The 23,750-nt window shown below is 61.5% G+C and carries 13 protein-coding genes and 1 pseudogene; 6 read left to right on the forward strand and 8 right to left on the reverse strand.

The window, feature by feature from the left end:
- Window positions 1-4: 4 nt before the first annotated feature.
- The 4 genes from AC3A3G_RS01225 (at window position 5) to AC3A3G_RS01240 (ending at window position 7,456) form a co-directional block, all read left to right on the forward strand.
- Window positions 5-1,792, forward strand: coding sequence for an autotransporter assembly complex protein TamA (locus AC3A3G_RS01225; RefSeq protein WP_487487343.1), 1,788 nt, complete (start codon window positions 5-7; stop codon window positions 1,790-1,792).
- Window positions 1,789-6,027, forward strand: coding sequence for a translocation/assembly module TamB domain-containing protein (locus AC3A3G_RS01230; RefSeq protein ID WP_487487344.1), 4,239 nt, complete (start codon window positions 1,789-1,791; stop codon window positions 6,025-6,027). The genes AC3A3G_RS01225 and AC3A3G_RS01230 overlap by 4 nt, the downstream gene beginning before the upstream one ends.
- A gap of 86 nt (window positions 6,028-6,113) precedes the next feature.
- On the forward strand, window positions 6,114-6,371 hold the full coding sequence (locus AC3A3G_RS01235; RefSeq protein WP_423753119.1) for a radical SAM family protein: 258 nt from the start codon (window positions 6,114-6,116) through the stop codon (window positions 6,369-6,371).
- A complete protein-coding gene (locus AC3A3G_RS01240; protein WP_278448933.1) occupies window positions 6,368-7,456 on the forward strand; it encodes a PA0069 family radical SAM protein in 1,089 nt (362 codons plus the stop codon). Before AC3A3G_RS01235 ends, AC3A3G_RS01240 begins: the two co-directional genes overlap by 4 nt.
- 77 nt (window positions 7,457-7,533) lie before the next feature.
- Here AC3A3G_RS01240 and AC3A3G_RS01245 read toward each other — a convergent pair whose 3' ends face one another.
- Complete coding sequence (locus AC3A3G_RS01245) at window positions 7,534-7,956, reverse strand: hypothetical protein (protein ID WP_487487345.1); 423 nt, start codon at window positions 7,954-7,956, stop codon at window positions 7,534-7,536.
- 222 nt (window positions 7,957-8,178) lie between these two features.
- Between AC3A3G_RS01245 and AC3A3G_RS01250 the strand changes: the two genes are divergently transcribed.
- Window positions 8,179-9,267, forward strand: a complete 1,089-nt coding sequence (locus AC3A3G_RS01250) for a PA0069 family radical SAM protein (RefSeq protein WP_487487346.1) — start codon at window positions 8,179-8,181, stop codon at window positions 9,265-9,267.
- A 187-nt stretch (window positions 9,268-9,454) separates the two neighbouring features.
- On the opposite strand, the gene AC3A3G_RS01255 is transcribed toward AC3A3G_RS01250, so the two are convergent.
- On the reverse strand, window positions 9,455-9,784 hold the full coding sequence (locus AC3A3G_RS01255; RefSeq protein ID WP_487487347.1) for a sunset domain-containing protein: 330 nt from the start codon (window positions 9,782-9,784) through the stop codon (window positions 9,455-9,457).
- Here AC3A3G_RS01255 and AC3A3G_RS01260 point away from each other — a divergent pair.
- A protein-coding gene (locus AC3A3G_RS01260) for an IS3 family transposase (protein WP_487487348.1) occupies window positions 9,772-10,961 on the forward strand; the annotation gives its coding sequence in 2 pieces (ribosomal slippage) (window positions 9,772-10,030 and window positions 10,030-10,961; 1,191 coding nt in all). The genes AC3A3G_RS01255 and AC3A3G_RS01260 overlap by 13 nt on opposite strands.
- 19 nt (window positions 10,962-10,980) lie before the next feature.
- Here the strand turns inward: AC3A3G_RS01260 and AC3A3G_RS01265 are convergent.
- From AC3A3G_RS01265 to AC3A3G_RS01290, 6 genes and pseudogenes are all read right to left on the reverse strand, one after another.
- Window positions 10,981-11,142: pseudogene (locus AC3A3G_RS01265) on the reverse strand (transposase); the annotation flags it as partial.
- Between the two features lie 68 nt (window positions 11,143-11,210).
- Window positions 11,211-11,651 (reverse strand): outer membrane protein assembly factor BamE domain-containing protein, encoded by a 441-nt coding sequence (gene bamE, locus AC3A3G_RS01270; protein ID WP_487487349.1) that lies wholly within the window; start codon window positions 11,649-11,651, stop codon window positions 11,211-11,213.
- Between the two features lie 25 nt (window positions 11,652-11,676).
- Complete coding sequence (locus AC3A3G_RS01275) at window positions 11,677-12,903, reverse strand: beta-barrel domain-containing protein (RefSeq protein ID WP_487487350.1); 1,227 nt, start codon at window positions 12,901-12,903, stop codon at window positions 11,677-11,679.
- The gene (locus AC3A3G_RS01280; protein ID WP_487487351.1) at window positions 12,900-15,149 is read right to left on the reverse strand and encodes a type I secretion system permease/ATPase; all 2,250 of its coding nucleotides are present in this window, start codon (window positions 15,147-15,149) and stop codon (window positions 12,900-12,902) included. The genes AC3A3G_RS01275 and AC3A3G_RS01280 overlap by 4 nt, the downstream gene beginning before the upstream one ends.
- A 26-nt stretch (window positions 15,150-15,175) precedes the next feature.
- Window positions 15,176-16,420, reverse strand: a complete 1,245-nt coding sequence (locus AC3A3G_RS01285; RefSeq protein ID WP_487487352.1) for a TolC family outer membrane protein — start codon at window positions 16,418-16,420, stop codon at window positions 15,176-15,178.
- A gap of 193 nt (window positions 16,421-16,613) precedes the next feature.
- Window positions 16,614-23,750 (reverse strand): beta strand repeat-containing protein (locus AC3A3G_RS01290; protein WP_487487353.1); only part of this gene is annotated, 7,137 nt, incomplete at its 5' end.

Raw genomic sequence — 23,750 nt, forward strand, 5'->3', positions numbered from 1 at the left:
GGATTTGACGTCGAGGCTTCCTCTCCTTCTTGCCAGCGCGGCAGTATGCGCCCTTGCAAGCCAGGCCGCCGCCGAACCCCGGGCTCAGATTCGCGGTGAAATAGACGGCGATCTCAAACGCCAGCTCGAACAGGCCATTGGCGAGGTGGACGGCGCGCCGTCCAATCGCTTCGAGGCGCGTCGTCGCGCCCGCGCCGCCCTGACTTCAGCTCAGGCCTTGCTGCGTTCGGAAGGCTATTACCAAGCCACCGTAGAGGATCAGGTCGAGGGCGATGACAAGCCTGTCGCCGTGGTTCAGATCGCGCCGGGTCGCCGCTTCGTCCTGGGCGAAACCACGATCAACTGGACTGCGCCTGCGCCGGACGCGGAAACCAGCACCGCTGTCATTGAAGACATCCGGCTCAAGCCCGGCGAACCGGGCCGGGCCGCCGGGATTCTGGAAGCCGAAGGCCGCGTCGTCGCCGATCTGACTCGGCGCGGCTATGCGGACGCCGTCGCCCTGCCCCGCCGCGTGGTCGTGGATCACGCCACCTTCCTGGTTCAACCCGGCTTCAACATCAACTCCGGCGAGTTGGTGCGGCTGAACGGGATTCAATTGCGGACCCGCGGACCGACCAAGGAAAGCTGGCTCCAGAGCCTGGTCCCCTGGAAGGAAGGCGATCGCTACGATCCAGAGGACATCGCCGAATTGGAACGTCGCCTGCTGGACACCGGCGTCTATGACGGCGTGGGCGTGGCTCTGTCGCCGCTGGACGACATTCGGCCGGACGGCCTGCGCCCGGTCGTCGTCACTCTCGCGGACCGGCCGGTCAGCCTGCTTGAGGCGGGCGCCACCTATTCGACCTATGAAGGCGTCGGCGTCGATGTCTTCCGCACGCGGTACAACCGCTTCGGGCGCGCCGACACCCTGCGCTATGGCGCGCGCATCGCCAGCATCGACAGCCGCATCGGCGGCGAGTGGTCCCAGCCGCACTGGCGCAAGGCCGGACGGACGCTGAAGCTGTCGTCCTTCATCGTCAACGAACAGACGGACGCCTACGACCGCAGCGCCATCACCATGGCCGCAGACCTGTCCCAGCGCCTCGGCAAGACGTCCTGGTTCAGCTACGGCCTGGGCGTCGATGCGGGCCGCTACACGGAATATCGGTTCGACCCGGTGACCCAGGCGCCGATCACCTTCGACCGCGACCTGGCCATCGTCACCCTACGCGGCAGCGCCTTCATGGATCGCTCGAACGATCCGTTGAACCCGACCTCGGGCTATCGTCTGTCGCTGTCGACCCAGCCGACCGCCGTGGCGGGCGAGGATACGGTCCTGTTCCTGCGCACCGAGGGTCAGGCGACCGCCTATCTGCCGCTTCAGGACGACGCCAAGACCGTGCTGGCCGGACGCGCCCGCATCGGCTCCATCATCGGCGGCGAAGAACTGACCGTCCCGTCGGACCGCCTGTTCTATTCGGGCGGCGGCGGCTCGGTTCGCGGCTATTCCTATCAGAGCATCAACCCGCGCCTGCCCAACAACCGACCGCGCGGCGGCCTGTCGCTGTTCGAGACCTCGATCGAAGTGCGACGCGACATCGGCGAGAAATTCCAGGCCGTGGCCTTCGTCGACGGCGGCGCCATCGGCTTCCAGGAAACGCCCAACCTGACCAATATGCGCTACGGCGCGGGCGTCGGCGTGCGGTACAAACTGTCGTTCGGCCCTGTTCGCGCCGACATCGCCTTCCCGCTGAACAAGCGTGAGGGCGACTCTGGGTTCCAACTCTATCTCAGCATCGGCCAGGCGTTTTGACCGACACACCTCCGCCTCACGAAACGGGCGCAGACGTCGCCGACACGCCGGCCAAGAAGGCCAAGCGCAAGCGCACGCGCCTGCAACTGGCGGCCTTCATCGCGGGCGCGACCTTCGCCGGTCTGCTGGCCCTGATCGTCGTCGCCCTGGTGGGCGGGCGGATGTATCTGGTGTCCGACGCGGGACGCGAACTGATCACCAGCTTCGTCGCGGGCAAGAAGATCAGCCGCTACGGCCGGATCAACGTCGAAGGGCTGCAAGGCGATCTATTCAACGACTTCCGCCTGAAGCGCGTTACCGTGACCGACGAAAAAGGCGTCTGGCTGGAAGCCACGGACGTCCGCGTCGACTGGTCCTACTGGCCTCTGCTGGCGCGGCGCTTCCATGCGACGGAAATCAGCGCCGGCCAGATTCGTCTGTTGCGCCGTCCCGAACTTGAGCCGCCGAGCGAGCCGGGCGGGCCGCAGGCCATCTCCATCGACATCGACCGCTTCAGCGCCAATGTCGAACTGCTGGAAGGTTTCTCCAAAGAATACGGCCGTTGGACCCTCAGCGGCGACGCCGCCATTCCGCGCAAGGGCGTCAAGACCGCCAACGTCAACGCCTACAGCCTGAACCGCAAGGGCGACTATCTGCGCCTGGCCGCCGCCTTCGGCGACAAGCCCGAAGATCTGCGCGTCAATCTGCGCGCCAATGAAGCTCAGGGCGGTCCGATCGCCGGGTCGCTGGGCTATTCGCCTGATCAGCCCTTCTCGGCCGTCGCCGTAGTCAACGGCGAGGTCATCGACGTGGCCGTCCAGACCGGCCAGTTCCGCCCCCTGCTGGTGCAAGGAAGCTATGGCGATAACGGCGCCAAGGTGTCGGGTTACGCCGACTTCTCCGGCTCCGACCTGCTGGAGCCCTTCGCCGAACGCATCGGCCGCACCGCCCGCTTCGGCTTCGCCATGACGCCGGACGCCCAGCGCGAAGGCTATCAGGGCGTGGCCTGGCGCCTGTACGCCGACAACATCGAATCCAGCGCGCGCGGCCTGATCCGCACCACGGACAACACCTCGCCCGACGGCATCAGCCTGGAAGTGAACACCCCCTCGCTCAGCCGCCTGGTCGGCAGTCCGATCGCCGGTCCCGCCGCCTATACGGGCGTGTTCAAGGGCGACGCCCAGGTGTGGAGCCTGCAAGGCTCGGCCAGTCTGCTGAACGCCGACATCGCCTCCTATCGCGCCACGCGCATCTCCGGCCCCGTCAACATCGCCGCCAACAAGGGCCGTATCGACGTGACGACCGACGTGCGTGCCGTCGGCGGCTCATCGGCGGGCATCATCGGCGGCCTGCTGGGCTCTGCGCCGCGCATCCAGATGGAAGGCACGCGCATGGCCGACGGCGCCATGCTGCTGAAGAAGATCGACGCGCGCGGACAGGGCCTGACCCTGACCGGCTCGGGCGGGCGCAGCCTGAACGGCGGCCTGAACTTCAGCGGCCGCGCCGACCTGACCGATCTGTCGCGCATTCAACCCGGCGCGCGCGGCGCGTTCGGCGGCCCGATCCGGGCGGCCTCGGCCAAGACCGGCGCGCCCTGGACCCTCAGCTTCGACGGGCGCGGCTCGCGCATGGCTGTCGGCATGGAAGAACTGGATCGCCTGCTGGGCGCCACGCCGCGCCTGCAACTGGCCGGTTCGCTGAACGGCGGCGTCGTCTCCATTGATCGCGGCGAACTGACCGGCGCCGCCGGGCGCGCAGGCGCCAAGGGCCTGATCGAGGGGCCGAAGCTACGGCTGGCGCTGGACTGGAACGCCCAAGGCCCGTTCGGCGTCGGCCCGGTCGCCATCGACGGCGCCATGTCGGGCGACGGCGCCCTGACCGGCACCCTGGCTCAGCCGCGCGCCGACCTGCGCGCCGCCTTCGACAAGGTGGCGGCGGGCGGCCTGATCCTGACCAACGCCGATCTGGTGCTTAGCTTCCGCAAGGGCGCTGACGCTTCGGACGGGCGCGTGGTGCTGAACTCCGGTTCCAACTACGGACCGGCACACGCCTCGGGCAACTTCTACCTGGGCGGGCCACGCCTGCGCCTGTCGGACGTCGATGTGAACGCCGGCGGCGTCGCGGCTCAGGGCGACGTCGCCCTGTCGAACAACTTCCCCTCCAGCGCCGACCTGACCTTCACCGCCCGCCAAGGCGCCTTCCTGGCCTCGGGCGAGGCCAACGGCCGCATCCGCCTGACTGAAGGCGCGGGCGACCAAACCGCCATTCTGGACGTCACAGGCCGCAACGTACGCCTGACCGGCCAGGACTGGACCCTGCGCAACCTGTCGCTGAAGGGCCAGGGCACGCTGGACCGCCTGCCCTTCACCTTGGCGGCCGACGTGGGCGGCGCCAATCCGGTGCAGTTCAACGGCTCGGGCGAATACGCCCGCCAGGGTCAAGCGCAGAGCCTGACCCTGCGCGGGGGCGGCCGCGTGCGTGAGATCGCCTTCACCACCCGCGCGCCCGCCGTCTTCGCCCTCAACGGCGACGGCCGCGTCGCGCGCCTGGACCTGGGCGTCGGCGGCGGCGTCCTGACCGGCGAACTGAAGCAGGACAGCGAGGGCAGCGTTATCCAGGCCGACATGACCAATGTCGAAATGGGCTCGCTGGTCCCCGATCTGCGCGGCCAGGTGACGGGGCGTGTTTCAATGCAAGGGCAAGGTGACACGCTGCGCGGCTCCGCCAATGTCGACCTCAGGCAACTGCGCAGTCTGGACGCGCCACGCGGCCTGGCCGTCGACGGCACGCTGAACGCCGACCTGACCGGCGACGCCCTGCGCCTGCGCGCCGAGGCCCACAACGGCACGGCCGTTCAGGCTACCGCCGACGTCACCTTGCCGGTCGAAACCTCGGCCGCGCCCCTGCGTCTGGCCATCGCCCGAACCGAAAATCTGTCGGGTCAGATCGCCATTCGCGGCCAGATCCAGCCCATCTGGGACTTGTTCCTGGGCGGCGCTCAATCGCTGTCGGGGCAGGTGAACGGCCAGGCGACCCTGGCCGGCACCCTGAACGCGCCGCGCCTGAACGGCCGGCTGGACCTGAACGAAGGCGCGTTCCGTGACGGAACGACGGGCCTGCGTCTCGAGAACATGACCCTGGCCAGCCGCTTCAACGACAGCCAGGCCGTGATCGAACGCTTCCAGGCCACCGACGGCGTGAAGGGCGAAGTGTCCGGCAGCGGCGACCTGGGTCTGCGTCAGGGCTCGCCCTCGACCCTGCGGCTGGAGTTGGCGCGCTTCCAGATCATCGACAACGACATCGCCAAGGCGCGCGCCAACGGTCGCCTGACCGCCGTGCGCGGCGCAGACGGCAACATCCGCCTGACCGGCAATGTGAACATCGACGAGGCCGAGATTTCGCCCGATCTGCCCGGCTCCACCGGCATCGTCAAAATGGACGTGGTCGAGATCAACCGTCCCGGCGGCGACACTGTCGAGACCGAGAAAAAAGCCGCCGCAGGTCCGCAGATCGGCCTGGACCTGACGCTGACGGGACGCGAAATCTACCTGCGCGGCCGCGGCCTGAACGTCGAACTGCGCGCCGATGCCCGCGTGCGCGGCACCATCACCCAGCCCGAACTGAGCGGCACGGCCAATGTGGTGCGCGGCGATTATGAGTTCGCTGGCAAGCGCTTCGTCTTTAATGACCGCGGCTCGGTCATCCTGTCCACCGATCCGGCGCGCATCCGCCTGAACCTGGAAGCCGTGCGCGAAGACCCGGCACTGACCGCCGTGATCAAGGTCACGGGCACCGCCGTCTCGCCCAAGATCGAGCTGACCTCCACCCCCGACCTGCCCCAGGACGAAATCCTGTCGCAGGTGCTGTTCGGACGTTCGGCGGCGCAACTGTCGCCGTTCGAAGCGGCTCAGTTGGCCTCGGCCGTGGCGTCCCTGGCGGGCGGCGGCGGCTTCGACGTCGTCGGCAACCTGCGCGAACTGGCCGGTCTGGACCGTCTGTCCTTCAGCGGTGAGGCCTCCAGCCTGACCGTTGCGGGCGGGCGCTACATCACCGACGACATCTATCTGGAGGTCATCGGCGGGGCCGAGCGCGGCGCAGCCGTCAATGTGGAGTGGCAAGTGCGACGCAACCTGGCCATCACCTCCAAGTTCGGCGGCGAAGGCGATACCGCCCTGTCGGTCCGCTGGCGTCGTGAAGGTCCGCGTCCCGGCGGCGATCGCGGCGACCGTCGTCCCAACGCCGCCGCCCGACGCTAACGCGAGCGAGACTGGCTAAAAGCCGGTTTCGTTCTCTCGTCCATTTTGTTCTTGATTTGTTCTTGTTCGTTCCGCATCCTGCGGACATGAGTAAGGCGATCAACGGACGCGGCGCACGCTCCAACGCCTCGGGTCGGTATGAAGCCGATCGACGCGAGGCCTACGACGACGGCTGGACGGATCAGGACGAGGCGGCGGCCCCGCTTCGCACCACCCTGTCCCCGGAACACGCCCGCACCATCATCGCCAAGAACACGAGTCCCGACGTCGGCTTCGATCGCTCCATCAACCCCTACAAGGGCTGCGAACATGGCTGGGTCTACTGTCCTGTTACACTCCCATGATCGCCGCCGCCAAAACTAGGCCGGTAGCGCGCGGCCGAGGCGCTCGATCGAACGCCAGCGGTCGTTTCGAAGCCGCCAAAGTCGAGGCGTTCGATGATGGCTGGACCGACGACGACGACGCCCTCCCTGCCCAAATTCCTACTACGGTGACGCCGCTTCGGTCGCGGACCATTATCAGCAAGAATCAAAGCCCGGACATCGGTTTCGAGCGTTCGATCAACACCTACAAGGGATGCAGCCACGGTTGTATTTATTGCTACGCGAGGCCATCCCATGCCTATCTGGGCCTGTCCCCTGGCCTGGATTTTGAGACCAAAATCTTCTCCAAACCCGAAGCGGCGCGACTTCTGGAGCAGGAACTCAGCGCTCGCAAATACGTCTGCAAACGCATCCACATAGGCGGCGACACAGACCCTTATCAGCCTGACGAGAAGTCGTTGCTGATCACGCGCAGCGTGCTGGAGGTTGCGGCCAAGTTCAACCAGCCGATCTCGGTGATCACCAAGTCAAACCTGATCACCCGCGACCTCGACATCCTAGGTCCAATGGCCCGAGAGAGACTGGCGACGGCCTTCGTCTCGATCACCACCTTGGACCGTGGGCTGGCCCGCGCCATGGAACCGCGCGCCTCGACCCCGACGAAGCGCCTGGAGGCGATCTCACGTCTGGCCGAGGCCGGCGTTCCCGTAGGCGTCGGGTTCGCCCCCGTCATCCCAGGGCTGAATGACCACGAACTCGAATCCATCCTAGAGGCCGCCGCCAAAGCCGGCGCCACCACGGCAATGTATGTCACCCTGCGCTTACCCTTAGAGATCAAAGACCTCTTCAAGGAATGGCTGGCCGATGTTCGCCCAGATCGGGCCGCGCGGGTTATGTCGCTGGTTCGCCAGACGCGCGGCGGCAAGGAATACGACGCGGACTGGGCGCAGCGCATGAAGGGCACGGGGCCGGTAGCCGAATTGATCGCGGCACGTTTTAAGGCGGCGGTGAAGCGATACGGCCTCGACGGCCCCAAACACGAACTGGACCTGACGAAGTTTCAGGTGCCCGCGTCGGCGCGTGCCCAATTAGACCTGTTCGCCTAGCTGACGGCTGCAACGCTCTATGTCGTGTCTGCTTTCGGGCCAGGCGTCTATTTCCGCTTCCGACCCATTGCAGACATTCAGAAGTAGGCCAGACTGCCACCTCCCATCGCGATGATAGAAACGGCTTTACCGTCGTGGTTGAAGCCTCCTTGCCAACCCTCATAGCCGGAGGAGTTATTGAGGACGTCGAGGCGGAGGCCGTTTGAAAATCGCAGATTAAAATCTGCGGTAAGACGATCCACTGTTGCAGATGACACGGTTGTCCCAGCGAGGAGATCGTTGGCCTTGGTCTCGGCATCGACTGGTGCTGGCAAACCAAACCTCTGCCCATCGTCCTCGTCCGTAAGCGCGATGCCCTCGGATGAGACTAGTCGCCAGTGACAGCCAACGGCCAAGCCCACATTGTCGCCTAGATCAATCGACCAATCTGCTTCGCGACGTTCGATACGGCAGGACCGGCCAACAACTGCTGCTTCGAATGCGAGCGTGAGATCGTGCATGCTGCCTCTCCACAATGAGCAATAGCCTAGTAGGCGACACGTCCGCTTTCCACCCTTCTCAGACATTCGGCAGGTCCGCTTCAGTCAATTGTGGGTCGGGGGCGTAGCAGTACCGTCCATGCGCCATGGCCACATTGCCCAAAAATCGCCTTAAGCCATTGATTTTACTAAATTCATGCGCGGGAGTTACGAAATCTGGCTCTACTGGCCTGTTACACTCCCATGATCGTCGCCGCCAAAACCAAGCCAGCAGCGCGCGGCCGGGGCGCTCGATCGAACGTCAGCGGCCGATACGAGGCAGCTAAGGTCGAGGCGTTCGATGATGGCTGGACCGACGACGACGCCGCGCTCCCCGCTCAAATTCCTACGACCGTGACGCCGCTTCGATCGCGGACCATCATCAGCAAAAATCAAAGCCCGGACATCGGCTTCGAGCGGTCGATTAATACCTACAAGGGATGCAGCCACGGATGTTCGTATTGTTACGCTAGGCCGGCGCACGCCTATCTTGGCCTCTCGCCTGGCCTGGATTTCGAGACACGCATCTTCTCTAAGCCCGATGCAGCGGCTCTGCTGGAACAAGAACTCAGAGCCAGAAAATACGTCTGCAAGCGCATCCATATTGGCGGCGACACCGATCCCTATCAGCCAGACGAGAAGGAGTTGAGGATCACGCGCAGTGTCCTGGAGGTAGTGGCGCGGTTCAACCAACCGATCTCGGTCATTACCAAGTCCAATCTGATTACGAGGGACGTCGACATCCTCGGACCTATGGGACGCGAGAATCTGGCGTCGGCGTTCATCTCGATCACTACCCTGGACCGCAGTTTGGCCCGAGCGATGGAGCCCAGGGCGTCAACGCCTGCAAAGCGCTTGGAGGCGATCTCGCGCCTGGCCGAGGCCGGTGTTCCAGTCGGCGTGGGCTTCGCGCCCGTGATCCCAGGACTGAACGACCACGAACTCGAAAGCATCCTGGAAGCCGCCGCCAAGGCCGGCGCCACTACGGCGATGTATGTGACCCTGCGCCTCCCGCTGGAGATCAAGGACCTGTTCAAGGAATGGCTCGCCGAGGCCCGCCCTGATCGGGCTGCCCGCGTGATGTCGCTGGTCCGACAGACGCGCGGCGGCAAGGAATACGACGCGGACTGGGCGCAGCGCATGAAGGGCACCGGGCCGGTAGCCGAATTAGTCGCGGCACGATTTAAGGCGGCAGTGAACCGGTACGGTCTGGATGTCCCCAGGCACGAACTGGAGGTGACGAAGTTCCAGGTGCCGACATCGGCGCGTCCCCAGTTGGACCTTTTCGCCTAGCCCCCCATCTTCCACTCGACGAAACGCGCCTGTTGGTTGCGACAGTCTGCGTCCTGCCGCCGGAATCTTCTTGCCTCAGAGGCAAACGAGGTGAGCCAGCGCGCCTGATTTCTTCGGTGTCAGAGGCATCCAACCCATGTTCCAATACAGGGGGAGCGCCAGGGCTCATGTCATGTCCACGAACACGTCATTCGCCTGGCGAGCGCCATCCTGCGGCGCGCGCTTGAGCTTCTGAACAGAACCAGCGCTCCCCCGCTGCCGTATCGATCCGCGTCGCAGCATAAGATCGCATCTGGGGGGTATGGAAAATGCGCGCGCCCTTGGCGTTGATGTTGCCCTTGATCACACACCTAAGGTCCGGCGGCGTCTGTTGCGAGGCGACCCTCTGCGCCCTTCGCCAGTCCCAGGGGGCTTCGAAACGGCCGCCATGGACGCCAAATCTGACGTGACCCCCTGAAACTCCTCCAGGAATAGCTAGAGTCCGCCCAACGAAGGACGGACAGAATGAAGCGATCAAGGTTCACGGAAGAGCAGATCATCGGGATCCTGCGGGAGCAGGAGGCCGGTGTGGCGACGGCGGAGGTGTGCCGGCGGCACGGCGTCAGCTCTGCGACCTTTTACAAGTGGAAGGCCAAGTTCGGCGGGCTCGACGTGTCGGAGGCTCGGCGGTTGAAGGCGCTCGAGGACGAGAATGCTCGGCTCAAGCGGATGCTGGCGGACGCGATGCTGGACAACGTGGCGCTGAAGGACCTGCTGGGAAAAAAGTGGTGACGCCCGCCGGTTGGCGCGAGGCGGCTGGTCATCTGCAGGCCGCCTACGAGATGAGCGAACGGCGGGCGTGCCGTGTCCTGGGCGTCGATCGGACGAGCGTGCGCTATCAGGCGACGCGCCCGGACGACGGCGCCCTGCGCGACCGGCTGAAGGCCCTCGCCCAGGAGCGTCGCCGGTTCGGCTATCGCCGCCTGCACGTCCTGCTGCGGCGCGAGGGCCATGCGGTCAACAGGAAGCGGGTCCAGCGGATCTATCGCGAGGAGCGACTGACGGTCCGTCGACGTGGCGGTCGCAAGCGCGCCATCGGCACCCGAAGGCCGCTGGAGCTGCCACTGCTGGCGAACCAGCGCTGGTCGCTGGACTTCGTGGCCGACCAGATGACGGACGGGCGGCGTTTCCGCATCCTGACGGTGATCGATAACTGCACGCGTGAATGCCTGGCGCTGGTGGCCGACACCTCGCTGTCGGGCGCGCGGGTCGTGCGGGAGTTGGACGCCGTCATTCGGCAGCGGGGTCGGCCCGACACCATCGTCAGCGACAACGGGACGGAATACACCTCGAACGCGGTCCTGGCCTGGGCCGACGACACCGGCGTCGGCTGGCATTACATCGCGCCCGGCAAGCCCCAGCAGAACGGCTTCAACGAGAGCTTCAACGGACGCCTGCGTGACGAACTGCTGAACGAGACGCTGTTCCGATCCCTGCCGCACGCCCGCGCGGTGCTGGAAGCCTGGCGGCGCGACTACAACGAGCGGCGTCCGCACTCGAAGCTCGGATGGCTGACGCCGCAGGCTTACGCAGATGCGCTCAACGGACAGATCGGCCGGTCCGCTGCGCTGGTTGGGGGCTGCGCTGACCGGCCTCTTGCCAACCCCACCAACCCCAGTTCAGATCACCAAAGGACTCTCGTTATGGTTGGATGAGAAACGGGGGTCACGTCACATAGGCTGCCGGCGCGTCCCGCCAGCGCAGGCCGTTGCGGTTGACGAAGATGATCCCGCTCAACACCCGCCGGTCATCAACGCGCGGCTTGCCGTGGCTCTTGGGGAAGAAGGGCTTCAGACGAGCCATCTGCTCGTCCGTCAGCCAATAAAGGTCACTCATGGTTCAGACTCCTGTTGAGCCTGAATCAGATCGCGCCCCTCATATCAATGGGTCCTGAGCCTAAATCCTCACGAAGCAGCGGATTGCTGGGAAGCGATTTGAGCGCATTGGCGGCGACGCCAAACCGTTTCCGCGACGAGATCCTGCTGATCGAAAACAATCTTGTATTGGCAGATAAGAAAGTTGTCAGACTGCGGCATCTTGAGTCTGACGTCATAGTCCCATTCAGCGTCGCGCACGCCGTATTTGCGAAGAGGCTCGCCGAGAGCTGCTGTTACGTCGGCACCCGAAATGCCAGTGCCAATCGACGCGAGGCGCTGCGGTTCAACAACAAGGCCGTGCCGCACAAACGGAGGATTCATCTCCTGCGGACTGACTTCGACATCGGTAAAATCAAGCGCGTTCGGATTGCTAACGCGATCAATAGGATTGGACTGCGCCAAGACCGGCGCGGCGGTCACACCCAGCCCAAGCAGAGTGGCAACGATAACAGCTGACAGCTTGTACATACTCACAATCCTTTTCAGATTTCTTTTAGCGTTCACGCAAAGCTTCGCGCGTCTTGTTCAAGGGTTTGGTCAGATAATCCCACACGGTCTTGCGCCCCGTACGGATATCCGCAGTCGTCACCATGCCCGGCGTGATTGGCAGTCTTCTTCCGGCCCTATCCGTCAGTGCGTCAGCTTCCGTTCGCACCAAAACACGATAATAGACGATCTCAGGTTTGACTTCGTCCCGAAGCGTATCGGGAGCGATAGTCTCGACCTTTCCTTCCAATCCGCCATAGATGGAATAGTCATACGCCGTCACCTTCACCTGAGCACTCTGGCCCGGGTGAATGAAGGCGATGTCACGTGGTGAAATTCGTGTTTCCACGAGCAATTGGTCACCAATCGGCACCAATGTCATGATCGATCCCCCCGGTGCCACAACCCCGCCTATGGTTGTAACATCGAGGCTCTTTACGATGCCGCGAACTGGCGCAGTCAATGTCGTGCGATCAAGCATGTCAGCTCGGCCACGCACGACCGATTGCAGAGACCTAACGTCTGCGTCAGCCTTGGAAAGTTCCTCGCGGCTTCGAACCATGTACTGAAGCCGGGCTTCACCCAACTTCAATTCGAGGTCGGCTACCTGCCGCTGCAAGCGGATGACTTCGATGTTACTCGCCGCGCCAGTGGCGATCAGCGACTGGGTGATTTCAAGCTCGCGCCGTGCAAGGCTAGAGGCCTGATTAAGACCGCGTACCGTCTCGTCAAGGCTGGCACGGCGCGAATGAAACAGTGCCGTTTCAGCGGCTTTAAGGTCCGGCCAATCGGCAAGTTCCTCGGGCCAGGCGATGACCGATCGCCCGCTGACTTCGGCCTGCAACCTTGCGCTGGCAGCCAATGCCGCACGATAACGGGCAGCGGTCTCTTCCACGCTTGTTTCACCGCGCGTCGGATCGAGCTGGGCCAGTACCGCACCCTTCTCGACTATTTGCCCTTCCCGCACATGCAGTTCGGACAAGATGCCACCTTCCAGCGTCTGGATCACCTGATCGCGCGAACTAGGAATGACTTTACCGCCACCGCTGGAGACTTCGTCGATCTCAAAAAACCACGCCCAAAGGAAGAAGGCGGCGAGAAACAAGGCCACAAGCCAGACAACGCGCGAGGAACGGCTCGCGCGCGTTTCGTCGAGGTCAGCGAGGTCCGGCAAGCCCCCCTGTTGTTTACTCTTCATCGCACCTGCGGCGTTTTTCAACATCGGCCCGATCAAGACGTTTTTCCTTCGTCAACGCGTGTACGCGGCCGCACAACAAGCCGTGTTTTTGCAGCAGCGGCAGAGCGCTCGGGTGCAGAAGGTTCATTTTCCCGCAACCGCCCCAGTACAGCATTCTTCGGGCCATCCATGACGATTGCCCCGCCATCGACGACAATCACACGCTCGACAGCATCCAGAGCGGACAGACGGTGGGTGGCAATGACAAGCGTGTGCTCGCGAGACAGTTGGCGCAGTCCGGCGACGACGTGACGTTCAGTGGCTTCATCCATGGCCGTGGTCGGTTCATCGAGAAGAAGAACACGCGGTTCACGCACCAACAGACGTGCCAGAAGCAGACCCTGACGCTGACCGCCAGACAGCCCCAGTCCGCCCTCTTGCAGAGCATGATCAAGCCCTAGCGGCAAACGCTGTACATAGTTGAGAGCCCCGACTGTACGCAGCGCCGAAAGAACCCGCTCATCATCCGCAAGCGGCGCACCGAGTTTCAGATTCTCACGCAGAGTACCGTGGAAGAGGCGAGCGTTCTGGCTCAACCATCCAATATCGCGCCGGATATCCGACGGATCGATGTGACTCATCTCTACATTATCGATCAGCACCGATCCGTCGACCGGTTGCATCAGCCCTGAAAGCGCCTGCAACAGCGTCGACTTGCCCGCTCCGTTGCGACCCAGCACAGCAATTCTCTCTCCGGGCTCAATCTTTAAAGATGAAATCTTGAGAGCGGGCGTTTCGCCATCATAGCTGAAGGTGGCGTCATTCAAGGCATAGCGCCCATAAACCGCCGGACGATGGACACGAGTACTTTCCTGCGGATTGTCCACGGGCAGCTTCATGAGTTGATCGAGAGACTGAGCTGCGATTTTCGCTTGCTGCCATCGGTTGAGCACAGTGGTAATTGACGAAAGCGGGGCCAGCATGCGGCTGACCAGTATGCTCGCCGCAACCAGCACACCGGTGCTCATCTGTCCTGCCATCACATGCGGAACGCCAAAGAAGATGACCACGGCGAACGCTGCCCCTTGCACCGTTTGCATCCAGTTGTTGAGCCGGTTGAGCAGGTCTCGCAGCTTCAGACCGGAGTCAGCATTGACGGCGTTGTAGTGGTTCCACTGGTTCTGGAAACGTTGTTCAGCCTGCAGAACCTTGATGTCCTCGATCCCCTGCACAGCCTCGACCAGCATTGCATTTCGCAGAGCGCTCTCGCGCATACCGGTCTGGGCGAGATCGCGTAGTCGCCGCTGCGCGAGAAGGCTGGGAACAATCAGCAATAGGAAGGCTACAACCGGCACCACCACCAGCCATCCAGCGATCAGCCAGAAGATAAGGCAGAACAGAAGGAAGAATGGCAGGTCCGCCGCCGCGGCGATGGTCGTCGAGGTCAACATGTCGCGAACCGGTTCCAATTCCCGGATTTGCGAAATGAAAGTTCCCGTTGATTTGGGCCGCGCGCTGTTCCTGACGCGCAGCGCGTGACCGAATACGCGATCGGAAATTCGCAAGTCAGCCCGCTTGCCAAGCACATCCGTGATCCGCATCCGCGCATCGCGCATAACCCAGGCGAAGATCAATGACAGCAGCACACCTGCGGACAGCACATACAGCGTCGGCATGGACTGTGCGGGAACAACGCGGTCATAAACCTGCATCGAAAACAGGACACCCGCGAGCGCCATCAGATTGGTGATCAGCGAAGCGACAAGGATGTGTCCATATGGACGCCAGTCCACGAGTACGAGGTTACGCAGCCAGTTCTTTTCGACCGGCGCAATATAGTCATCGACCCGAACATCCCGTGCGGCCTGCAAGGGGCGCAGCATCGCCATGAACCGCACATGCGGCTGCAAGGATGCCGCGCTGTGTGTGACCTCGGCGCGCTCGTCGCCACTCATAATGAGGGTCAGCCCGTCGGCTCCCATAGAGGTCACCACGGCGACCTCTCCCCCATCGAGTTGAATGGCGACAGGCAGACGCCAAGCGTTCAAGTCCGACAGTTCAGGACGCGCCTTGTGGAACGACAGCCCCGCTTGCCGCGCCATTGCTCTGGCGCGCTCCTCAATAGATGAACCCTCGCTCCAGTCCGACACAAGCCGGACATGTTCCGACGAGACGTTCAACTGGAAATGCGCGGCCATAACGAGGATGGCCTCGCGCCAGGCCAAAAGCAGCTTGTCGTCGGGAGCGGGAATGGAAAAGCTATCAGGCACAGCAGTCCCTGCACCAATTTCGTCGATGGCCACAGACATCTTCGGATCAGGCTTTTCGTTCATCGCGCCGTACCGATTTCAGCCGTGCCCGCCTCGGAAGCGTCCGTGCTCTCCAAACCGAAAATGTCGCGCAGTTGATCGCGATGATAGATGCACTGTACGGCCAGACGATATTGCGAGTAAATCCCCTGAAGCTGTTCGACGCGCGCCGCGTGATATTCTTGTTCGGCGTTAAGAAGGTCGAGAAGAGACCTGCTGCCAAGTTGAAGATATTGCTGCCGATAAAGCTCTCTCGTGGCGTCTATGCTTCTCACACGTGTGTCGAGAACCGGAGCCCGCCCCGCCCATCCATCATACTGAGAGCGCGCGTCGGCAAGACCCTGACGCGTTTCAAGCCGAGCCTGATAGACCGCGTCCTCGAAAGACCGGAGCTGGTAATAGGCTCCGCGTTCACGCGCGCCTGTTGATCCGCCTTGATAAAGCGGCATAGCGAAATTCACACCAACCTGACCAGTTGAGCGGTGCTCCCCGTAAAGACGCGAGCCATCGGTCAGCGCATAGCCAATGCTGCCATCCAAAGTGACTGTCGGCAGGCGCTCGGCACGGGCGATATCGAGCTGCGCGCGGGCGTCATCCCGCCGTGCCTCCGCCACACGAACGGCCGGCGTTCTGACATCGGCAGCAGGCCGACAGGCTTCGCCCCATAATTCTGCCGGAATATCTCCACTGATCTGTACCGGTTCGACACGCCCTGTGAGGTGCATCAGCGTCAGACTCGCGCGCTGCGCTTCAGCCTCCGCACCTAGCAACTGAGAGCGCAACGCCTCCACACGAGAATTCGCCTGTTCCAGATCCGATCTGGATGTTGCGCCCTTGGTGACGCGCTCGCCAACCAGAGAGGTGATCGCCAAAACGGCATCCAGTTGCTCGCTCGCGAGTGCAACAAGAGCTTGCTGGAGGTGTGCATCGACCCAAGCCTGGGCGGTGCTCATAGCAATTTCGTTCGTCGCCCATTCCACCTGCGCTTCACTGGCCCGCACCCCTGCCCGCGCCTGACGCGTGGCACCAGCGACTTTGCCAAAATCATAAAGCATCTGAGAGGCGCTAACGGTGGCGGTGTAAACATGCCGCGAGTCGTAGCTGCTCTCTCGGTAACGATTGGTCCGCCCCTCTATACCGCCAGTGATCTGGGGCCTGTAGCCCGCTCGCGCGGCTTCAACTCCTTCAAAAGCCTGCCGTACCTGCTCTCGTGCGCCCCTGATACTAGGATGAGTGAAAACGGCTGCTCGAACGGCCTCGGCCATTCCCAGTCTTTCATCGACAGTATCCTGAACGCCGGACTGTGCCCCCACGACAGTGGGAGCACACAGCGCCGAAAGCGCAATCGCTGTAAATCGCAGCAACCAGCGCCGGCCGCCTTTACCGGACACTTCCAGACGAACAGGTTTGATCCTGTTCGTCGGAGGGCTTCCTGTTCGTTGCTTATACGCTTTCGGATCAGGCCGCATAGGAGACATTGATATCTTCATCAATCGCCACCGACACGCCCGTCGAAGTACTGGTGTAGATGATATAGCCGTTCTGCACTTCGCCGTCAGTGCTCCACTCATCGGTATTGGACAGCGACACCTCATCCTCGTCGTCGCCATGGATCGTGAGACGACCGTTGTTTGAGCCCGTAATGCTCAACACATCGGAAATCGACAACCCGCCCGTAATCCGGTTGGCACCGGGGGTCGACAGATCGAGAGCCTCGACATTGCGCAAATAGGTCACAAGGTCCGAACGGGTCAGGCTCTCGCCAAGACGCAGTTCAACCGTATCCGTTCCGGCTCGACCATTGATCGCTTCGCCATCCCAGATGAAACGGTCATTGCCAGTGGTTCCCTGCGCCGACGAAAGCGCGATAGTCAGTGTTTTGGGAATATCCAGCGGTTCGGATTGCGCGCCGTTACTACTTTCAACGGTAAAGGCATTTACCGTCACCTGCACGCCTGACGTGCTCGTATCCATATCTGTCAAGGCTGCCGCTGCCTGTACGAAGCCCAGATCATCGAGATCGTCCTGGGTCAGGCCAGTGATGGTATAGGTATCGGTCAGAGCATCGTAGGTGAACGCATCGTAAAGCGTGTCGCCAACATAGAAGGCCGCATATTCACCAAGGCCGGTGATCTGCAGGGTCGTAGTCTCAGTGCTTTCGTCCGCAACCGCCGCTTTCGCCGCTGCTGCGTCAGCCATCGACGCGTTGAGGTTGAGACTGATGATCTGTCCTTCTCGACCGAACGACAGGGTAGGATCGATGGTCACACCGTTTGCAACCGCTTCCACAGTAAGCGTTTCGAGTGGAACCGTGTCCACGCGCGTCTCGCTCAGCGAGGCTTCGCCAGACTCGACCACCAGCGCCAGATTATCCAGCGTCCCGCTCCAGTTGGGGGCAGGCAGGATCGCGACATAGGCAGGCATGGAGCCATCCGCCGAAAGCACCCAGGTATTGGTGACACCGTCACCTCCGGCGTTGGAGGCCTTTGCGGCGAGCGGCGCATCGCCCGCACTGCTTCCCACATAGAGCAGGAAGCCCACTGGCACACCCGCCAACAGGATCGAATGAATGGACTCAGACCCGTCATTGTCATTGAGAGCAATGGATAGCCCAACCAGCTCAATCGCATGGCTCTTGTCTGCGGATACAGGCTCCGCTCCGGTAATGATCTGGCTGTTCACGGTGACGCCGTTGTTGACGATCTCGATCACCGCAGAGTTGGCGGCAGTCGCAGAGGCCACATTGTTCGCACCCGTTTCCTGAGTCTGTGCATAGGCGGTGAAGGTCACCGCACCCGGTTGAAGGGTTACGCCGTCCGGCACGGTGTAGGTCAGGTCAACAGAACCGCCTGCGGTACCGACATCAATGACATAGTAGTCACCATCAGGCACTCCATCCACATCGCTGACGGTGCTGAGAACGATCGGCTGCCCAGAGCTGTCGGTCACAGTGCCGCCATCGTTATTCGTTGTCGACACCTGCACATAGAGCTTACCGTCGACGACCTGCCCATGGATACCGTCCGCAGGATCGGAGACGGCGATGGTTGCATTCACACTGGTACCGCCTTCGTCCGTATCTCCAGCGCTCACGGTAATAACAGCCTCGTCTGTCACAGGTGTAACCGGCATGTCGGCGCGCTCATCGGCTTTGATGCTCGGTCCGCCGACGACAGAACCCATCAGGCGCGCATCGAAGGCAAAGCTGGCATTGTTGTCGTTGCTGTCTTGCGGCGGCGTAATGCTAATCCCTGCCAACAGAGCATCCAAGGCCGCCTGACTGTCACCACCAGCCGGCACTGTCACCGTTGCAGTCCAGGTCGGCACACCGCCGATGTTGGTGAGGATCATACCGCTGACCTGAGAGCCAGGAGGCAGATCAGTGACGCTGACAGTGTAGCTGTAAGCGAGGCCGGGATCGGCGACCGAAACGGCCGCGTCCATAACATCCCCCAGCACGAAGGCGGAATCCTCGGTGCCTGCCGAGTTGTTATATTCCCATTGATCGATAGCGGGTGGCAGATACACTCCGCCGTCGCTCAGCGCGACATCCAGCGTCCATTCAACACTATCGGTGACAATGCCAGCGGGCGTGGATGCCGACTGCCCCTGATCCTGGACCAGCGCCGTCATCGAGATCGTTGAGAGACCGTTGCCTGCCCCGATACCGACGATGAACTCGACCGGTACGTCGATGCCGCCGGCACCGATCGTACGGGCATCGCCAGCATCATAGATCAGAAGCCAGCTATTCGCACCGACCTGCGAGGCACCTGTCACCGTCACGCCATCGGGCACACCTGTAATCAGGATACGAACAAGATGCTCGCTGCCGTCAGTGTCTTGAGAGTTCACATGCATCGTCACCGTCAGCGCGCCTTGCTCGGTCACGACAGCGGTATCAGGGGTAGCATCGTCGCCCGCAGTATTATCCGTTACCGTTCCGGTCGCCGAGACCATCACGATGTTGTTGATCGATACATCAATCGGATCTGTCACCGGCGTAGCGCTCAAGGCCAGCGAGCCCGGCTTAAGCTCGGTCACGGCAGTAAGCGAGCGGTCGCTGGACGGATCGATAGCTTCATAAAGGAACTCAAGCGATCCAAGGTCGCCATCGAGATTGGAGACTCCCTGAGCTCCCAGATCGCCAATTTGCTCGGCTTCGACGATGAAATAGGTCTCATTGCCAATGACAGTGGTATTCAGACCCGCTTGGTCAAGCGCAACCCCACCGAGATACAGGGTATAGTCTGCACCAAGAGCGTAGTTCTGGGAGATGTAGATTCGACCCAGAGCTTCATCGTTATCGCCGTTCTGATGAACAATCCCGATGTTAAGGGATGTCACCTCGTCCTCGACCAGTGTCGCGCTAGGCGTGATTGTGGCTTCCGGCGAAGGCGTGACGGTAAAGCTGATGTCAACCAGCCCCCCTGTCAGCGAGTCTCCGTCATTTTCAGTGGTGACCGGTGCGACCTTGAAGTTGACCGTGCCGCTGTAATTCGGTGGCGTCACGATCGAGACATTGGCGAGATTGTCGGCGGAAACCACCCAGACACGATCGCCACCGGTCCCCATCGTTACCATGGTCGCGCCGACGATCGAGAATTCTTCCGGTACACCCGTAATGCGCAAGGTGACGGCTTCCGAGCCGTCGCTGTCGAATGACTCGACGCTGTCAATCAGTTGGTCCAGTGAAACACGGTTGTTGCCGTTATCGAGCACAGCTTCGGTTGTAGTGTAGTCGATGACAGGCAAGGTCACAGTCGCCGTGTCCGCGACACCGGTAACCGAAACGTCAATCGTCCGCGACACGGGGGCCGATTGCACGCTGCCATCAACCGAAACCGCACTCATCGTCAACTGGAAGTCGCCATTGCTGTTCAGTGGCGGCGTAATCGATACGGGGACGGTGTTGCTGAAGTCCGAAATCTCGAAGCTCGTATTTCCCGTCGAAGCGGTGAATGTCACAGCCGTTGGCCCGACGCCGTAAGTGATCGTCGCCCCAACCGGGATTCCCGAGATGGTGACAGTGAACGTTTCTGACGGATCCGAACTGGTCGTTTTGATCGACAGCGGAATAGCGGTGTCTTCAAGACCTGTTGCCCGTCCGTTGAGCGCCATTGTAACAGCATCAGCAACCGGATCGAAACGGATCAGCGAAAGGGTCGCCGAACCGCTCACATCAACGCTGACCCCATCCGCACTCTCCTTGGGCGGATCAAGAGGCATAACGGTGACATCTGCATCGTCGTCATAGTCCACTGTCCCGGCCTGCACGCCAATCGTCAGCGTTCCCGACACGTCCGGCGGCAGCATCACTTGCAGAGTATTCAGATAGGGCTGTGGCACCCACAACGGTTCACCAACATAGGTCTGGGTAATCCAGGTCGCGCCTCCATCAGTGGAATAGCGGAACTGGGTGCCGATCTCGGTTTCCCCTGCAGTATCCGGAGCAAGCGTCGGTGTTAGAACCGCATAGATGAACTCGTCCGCATCCGCATTCGACCATCCGGCCAAAAGGTTGAAACCACCCGTGTTGTTAGATGCACCGGTATAGGTTCCACCAAGCGCGAACCAGGCGTCCTCTGAACCGGAAACGGTATAGATGTGATCCGGCATGATCGTGACATCGTTTCCGCCCACACCGTCACTGTCTGTATCCGTTCTCTCGGCGACCGGATCGACGGTTATGTCGACACTGCGTGTGACTGTGGCAGGAGCGCTATCAACCTGAACACCATTGACCGTATTGCTGTCTGTGGAGGTTATCGACAGATCTATGGTCACATCCGCGCTGCTGTGCGCTGGCGGCTTGATTGTAAAGCCGCCCAGAATAGTCTCGCGCTGAGCTTGGGTCAGGCTGTTGTCGAAGATGATCTCGGCATCATTATCGACGAGATTATAGGTCCATCCTGCCGAGGAGGCCGGTGGCGTTACCACCCACCCCGTCGGTACTTCGAACGTCACAGAGTTGATGACTTCGCTACCGCCATCATCAATCGTGTCTGTGACCCTGACACCCGACAGGAAAGCGACAGGCGTATCCTCGTCCGTCGTGGAATCGCTGGCACCGATATCGCCCGCCACAGGCGTGACATAGAGGTTAAGGGTGACGGAACTCGCCACAGTATCAATCACGCCAGAAGAATCTTCATCGGTGTCACGCGCATTGAGGGTAACCGTTACCCCTTCGATGTCGCCGCTGAAATCAGCAGGTGGCTTTATCGTGATCACGGGAGGCGTGTGTGAGGTAGTGAAGGCCGACGACGCACTTGTGACACCGGCGCTAATCGTGGTTTCAACGCCGTCGATGGTGACGACAGAGCCCACCGGTAGCCCACTCACAATATATTGGAAGCCCTCGCTGCCATCGTCATCGGGACCAGCATTACCGTCACTATCATTCAACGCAGCAAGCAGGCCGCTAATCGTAATCGGCTGATCCTCAAAACCGGTGAAATTCGCGGTACTACCGCCGTTAATGGTCAGATTCGCACCATCTGTAACGGCCTGCACATCAACAGTAATGAGTTGGGTATTGGTCGCTCCTGGTATCGGATCGCCCTGCCCGTCCGTGGCGACCGCACCGCTGGCGTCCACCTCATAGCTCGTCACTTCAACCGTGATGTCAAAGTTGATTCCGCTCTCGGCCGGCGGCACGACTTCAAGGGCCTCATACTGGGCAGAGGTCAGATAATAGATGCCGTTCGCAACGTCTTCAGCGGGAACAGTCGTCACATGGCCGACATCTGTCAGCACAATGGTGACCACACCGCCAACCGGCGTCAGCACAGTTGAACCCGTCACAAGGGTGGCACCTGCCGCACCGGCACCGTCAAACGTAAGCGTGATTTCGCCCAGTCGTTCAGGATAGTCGCCATTTGCAACACCTGTACCGAGATCGGTGATGGCTGGCGCGGTCAGGTTAAGAGGCTGAACCGTATCTTCCCGCACGTTGACCGTCTTGTCGGGGTCAAGATCAGGTACGTCTGCCACAGGCGTGATTTCAAAGGTGATCGTCTGCGTCACAGGCGTAGCGCTGCCGCCAGTGGATTCAGCCATGGTATAAGTCATGGTCGGCACCGCGCCTGAATAGTTCGGTGCGGGTGTGAAAACATAAGACCCGTCAGAGTCGATAGTCAGCGTGCCTCGCGCAACGCCGTCGCTATCGGTCAGTGCGATCGCATCCCCCCAGTCATAGTTGCCCGAATTGTAGGTTTCCGGCGTGCCGTCGCCATCGGCGTCGATCTGGAAACTGGTTACCTCGATGATGTCATCAACATCATAGACATAGTCCTGCAAGGTTCCCGTCGCACTGGCGTCCTCGAGCAGCACAATGTTAGCCGCAGCGTTCGTTCCAATCAGGTCGTCATTCGAGCCCGCGACATTGATCCTGATGGTTTGCTCGCGAGAAGCACCATGTTCGTCGGTCACTATGGCGGTGAATTCGTCAATAACATTTTCGCCATTATTCAACGCCTGCGTTGCCGCCCGGCTATTGTCCAGCGTGTAGGTCCATTCACCCGTTATCGGATCGATGACGATCGTGCCGTAGGTTCCATTAATATCCGCAACACTCCACTCCAGCGACGCTCCTGTGTCGACGTCAGACGCGGTTAAGGTTCCGCTGGTGGTATCTGTACCGACGACGCCCGTTCCTGCTTCCACTACAAAGCCTGTTGCATCACTCGCATCGGAAGTGATGACCGGCTGATCATTGGTGCCCTGGACAGTGATGGTCAGGGTGCTGGTGTGGGTCGCACCGTTCACGTCCGTCACAGTGTAGGTGAAAATCTCGGTCGCCGTCTGGCCCTGTCCCAGCGCCTGCGTATCCGTATTGTCGTTATCGAGCGTGTAGACATACGTTCCGTCGGCAGCCAGCACCAACGAACCATAGATCCCGCTCAGGGCCACGCCGACACTGCCCACCACAGCGCCGAAATTGACACCGGAAACCTGCAAAGTATCGGTTTCGCCGTCATCCACATCACTGTCATTGGCAAGGACATCACCCTCGGCCGTAGGCACACCAACGGTGGCGCTATTACCGCCATCCAGTACGCCCGCTTCCATAACAGTATTGACGTCAGCCACCGTCACGGGGCTGTCATTGGTCCCGTTAATGGTAATGACGACCTCGCGGGTATCTGTTCCGCCCTGCCCATCGCTAACCTGAACAGTGTAGGTGAGCGGGATTTCATCACCCTCATTCAATGCCTGGGTTGCCGGCAACGAATTATCCAGCGCATAGGTCCAAGCGCCCGTCGTGGGATTGATGCTGAACACGCCATAGGTGGTGTCTGGTGTACCCACCACGCTCCAGACCAACGGATCGTTTTCAACGTCCGTGGCGCTGAAACTTCCGCTGGCGTCGGGTGTGCCAACTGTGGGCGTACCATTATCCAGATTGCCGGCCTCCACGACCGTACCCTGCTGATTGCCTCCACTGATGACCGGCGCGTCATTCACCGGATCGACTGTGATGACCAGATCGGCGGTGTCGCTACCGCCCTCACCGTCGCTCACCGTATAGGTGATGGTCGGCACCACGCCGTTCCAGTTCGCCGCTGGCGTGAAGCTGTAAGCGCCATCCGC

Source organism: Brevundimonas sp. Soil_N_31 (assembly GCF_057655995.1).

Excerpts from the sequence above, each read along its gene's own strand:
- bamE (WP_487487349.1), bottom strand. The coding sequence starts at position 11,651 with ATGTACAAGCTGTCAGCTGTTATCGTTGCCACTCTGCTTGGGCTGGGT.
- AC3A3G_RS01235 (WP_423753119.1), top strand. The coding sequence starts at position 6,114 with ATGAGTAAGGCGATCAACGGACGCGGCGCACGCTCCAACGCCTCGGGT.
- AC3A3G_RS01285 (WP_487487352.1), bottom strand. The coding sequence starts at position 16,420 with ATGGCCGAGGCCGTTCGAGCAGCCGTTTTCACTCATCCTAGTATCAGG.
- AC3A3G_RS01240 (WP_278448933.1), top strand. The coding sequence starts at position 6,368 with ATGATCGCCGCCGCCAAAACTAGGCCGGTAGCGCGCGGCCGAGGCGCT.
- AC3A3G_RS01250 (WP_487487346.1), top strand. The coding sequence starts at position 8,179 with ATGATCGTCGCCGCCAAAACCAAGCCAGCAGCGCGCGGCCGGGGCGCT.
- AC3A3G_RS01245 (WP_487487345.1), bottom strand. The coding sequence starts at position 7,956 with ATGCACGATCTCACGCTCGCATTCGAAGCAGCAGTTGTTGGCCGGTCC.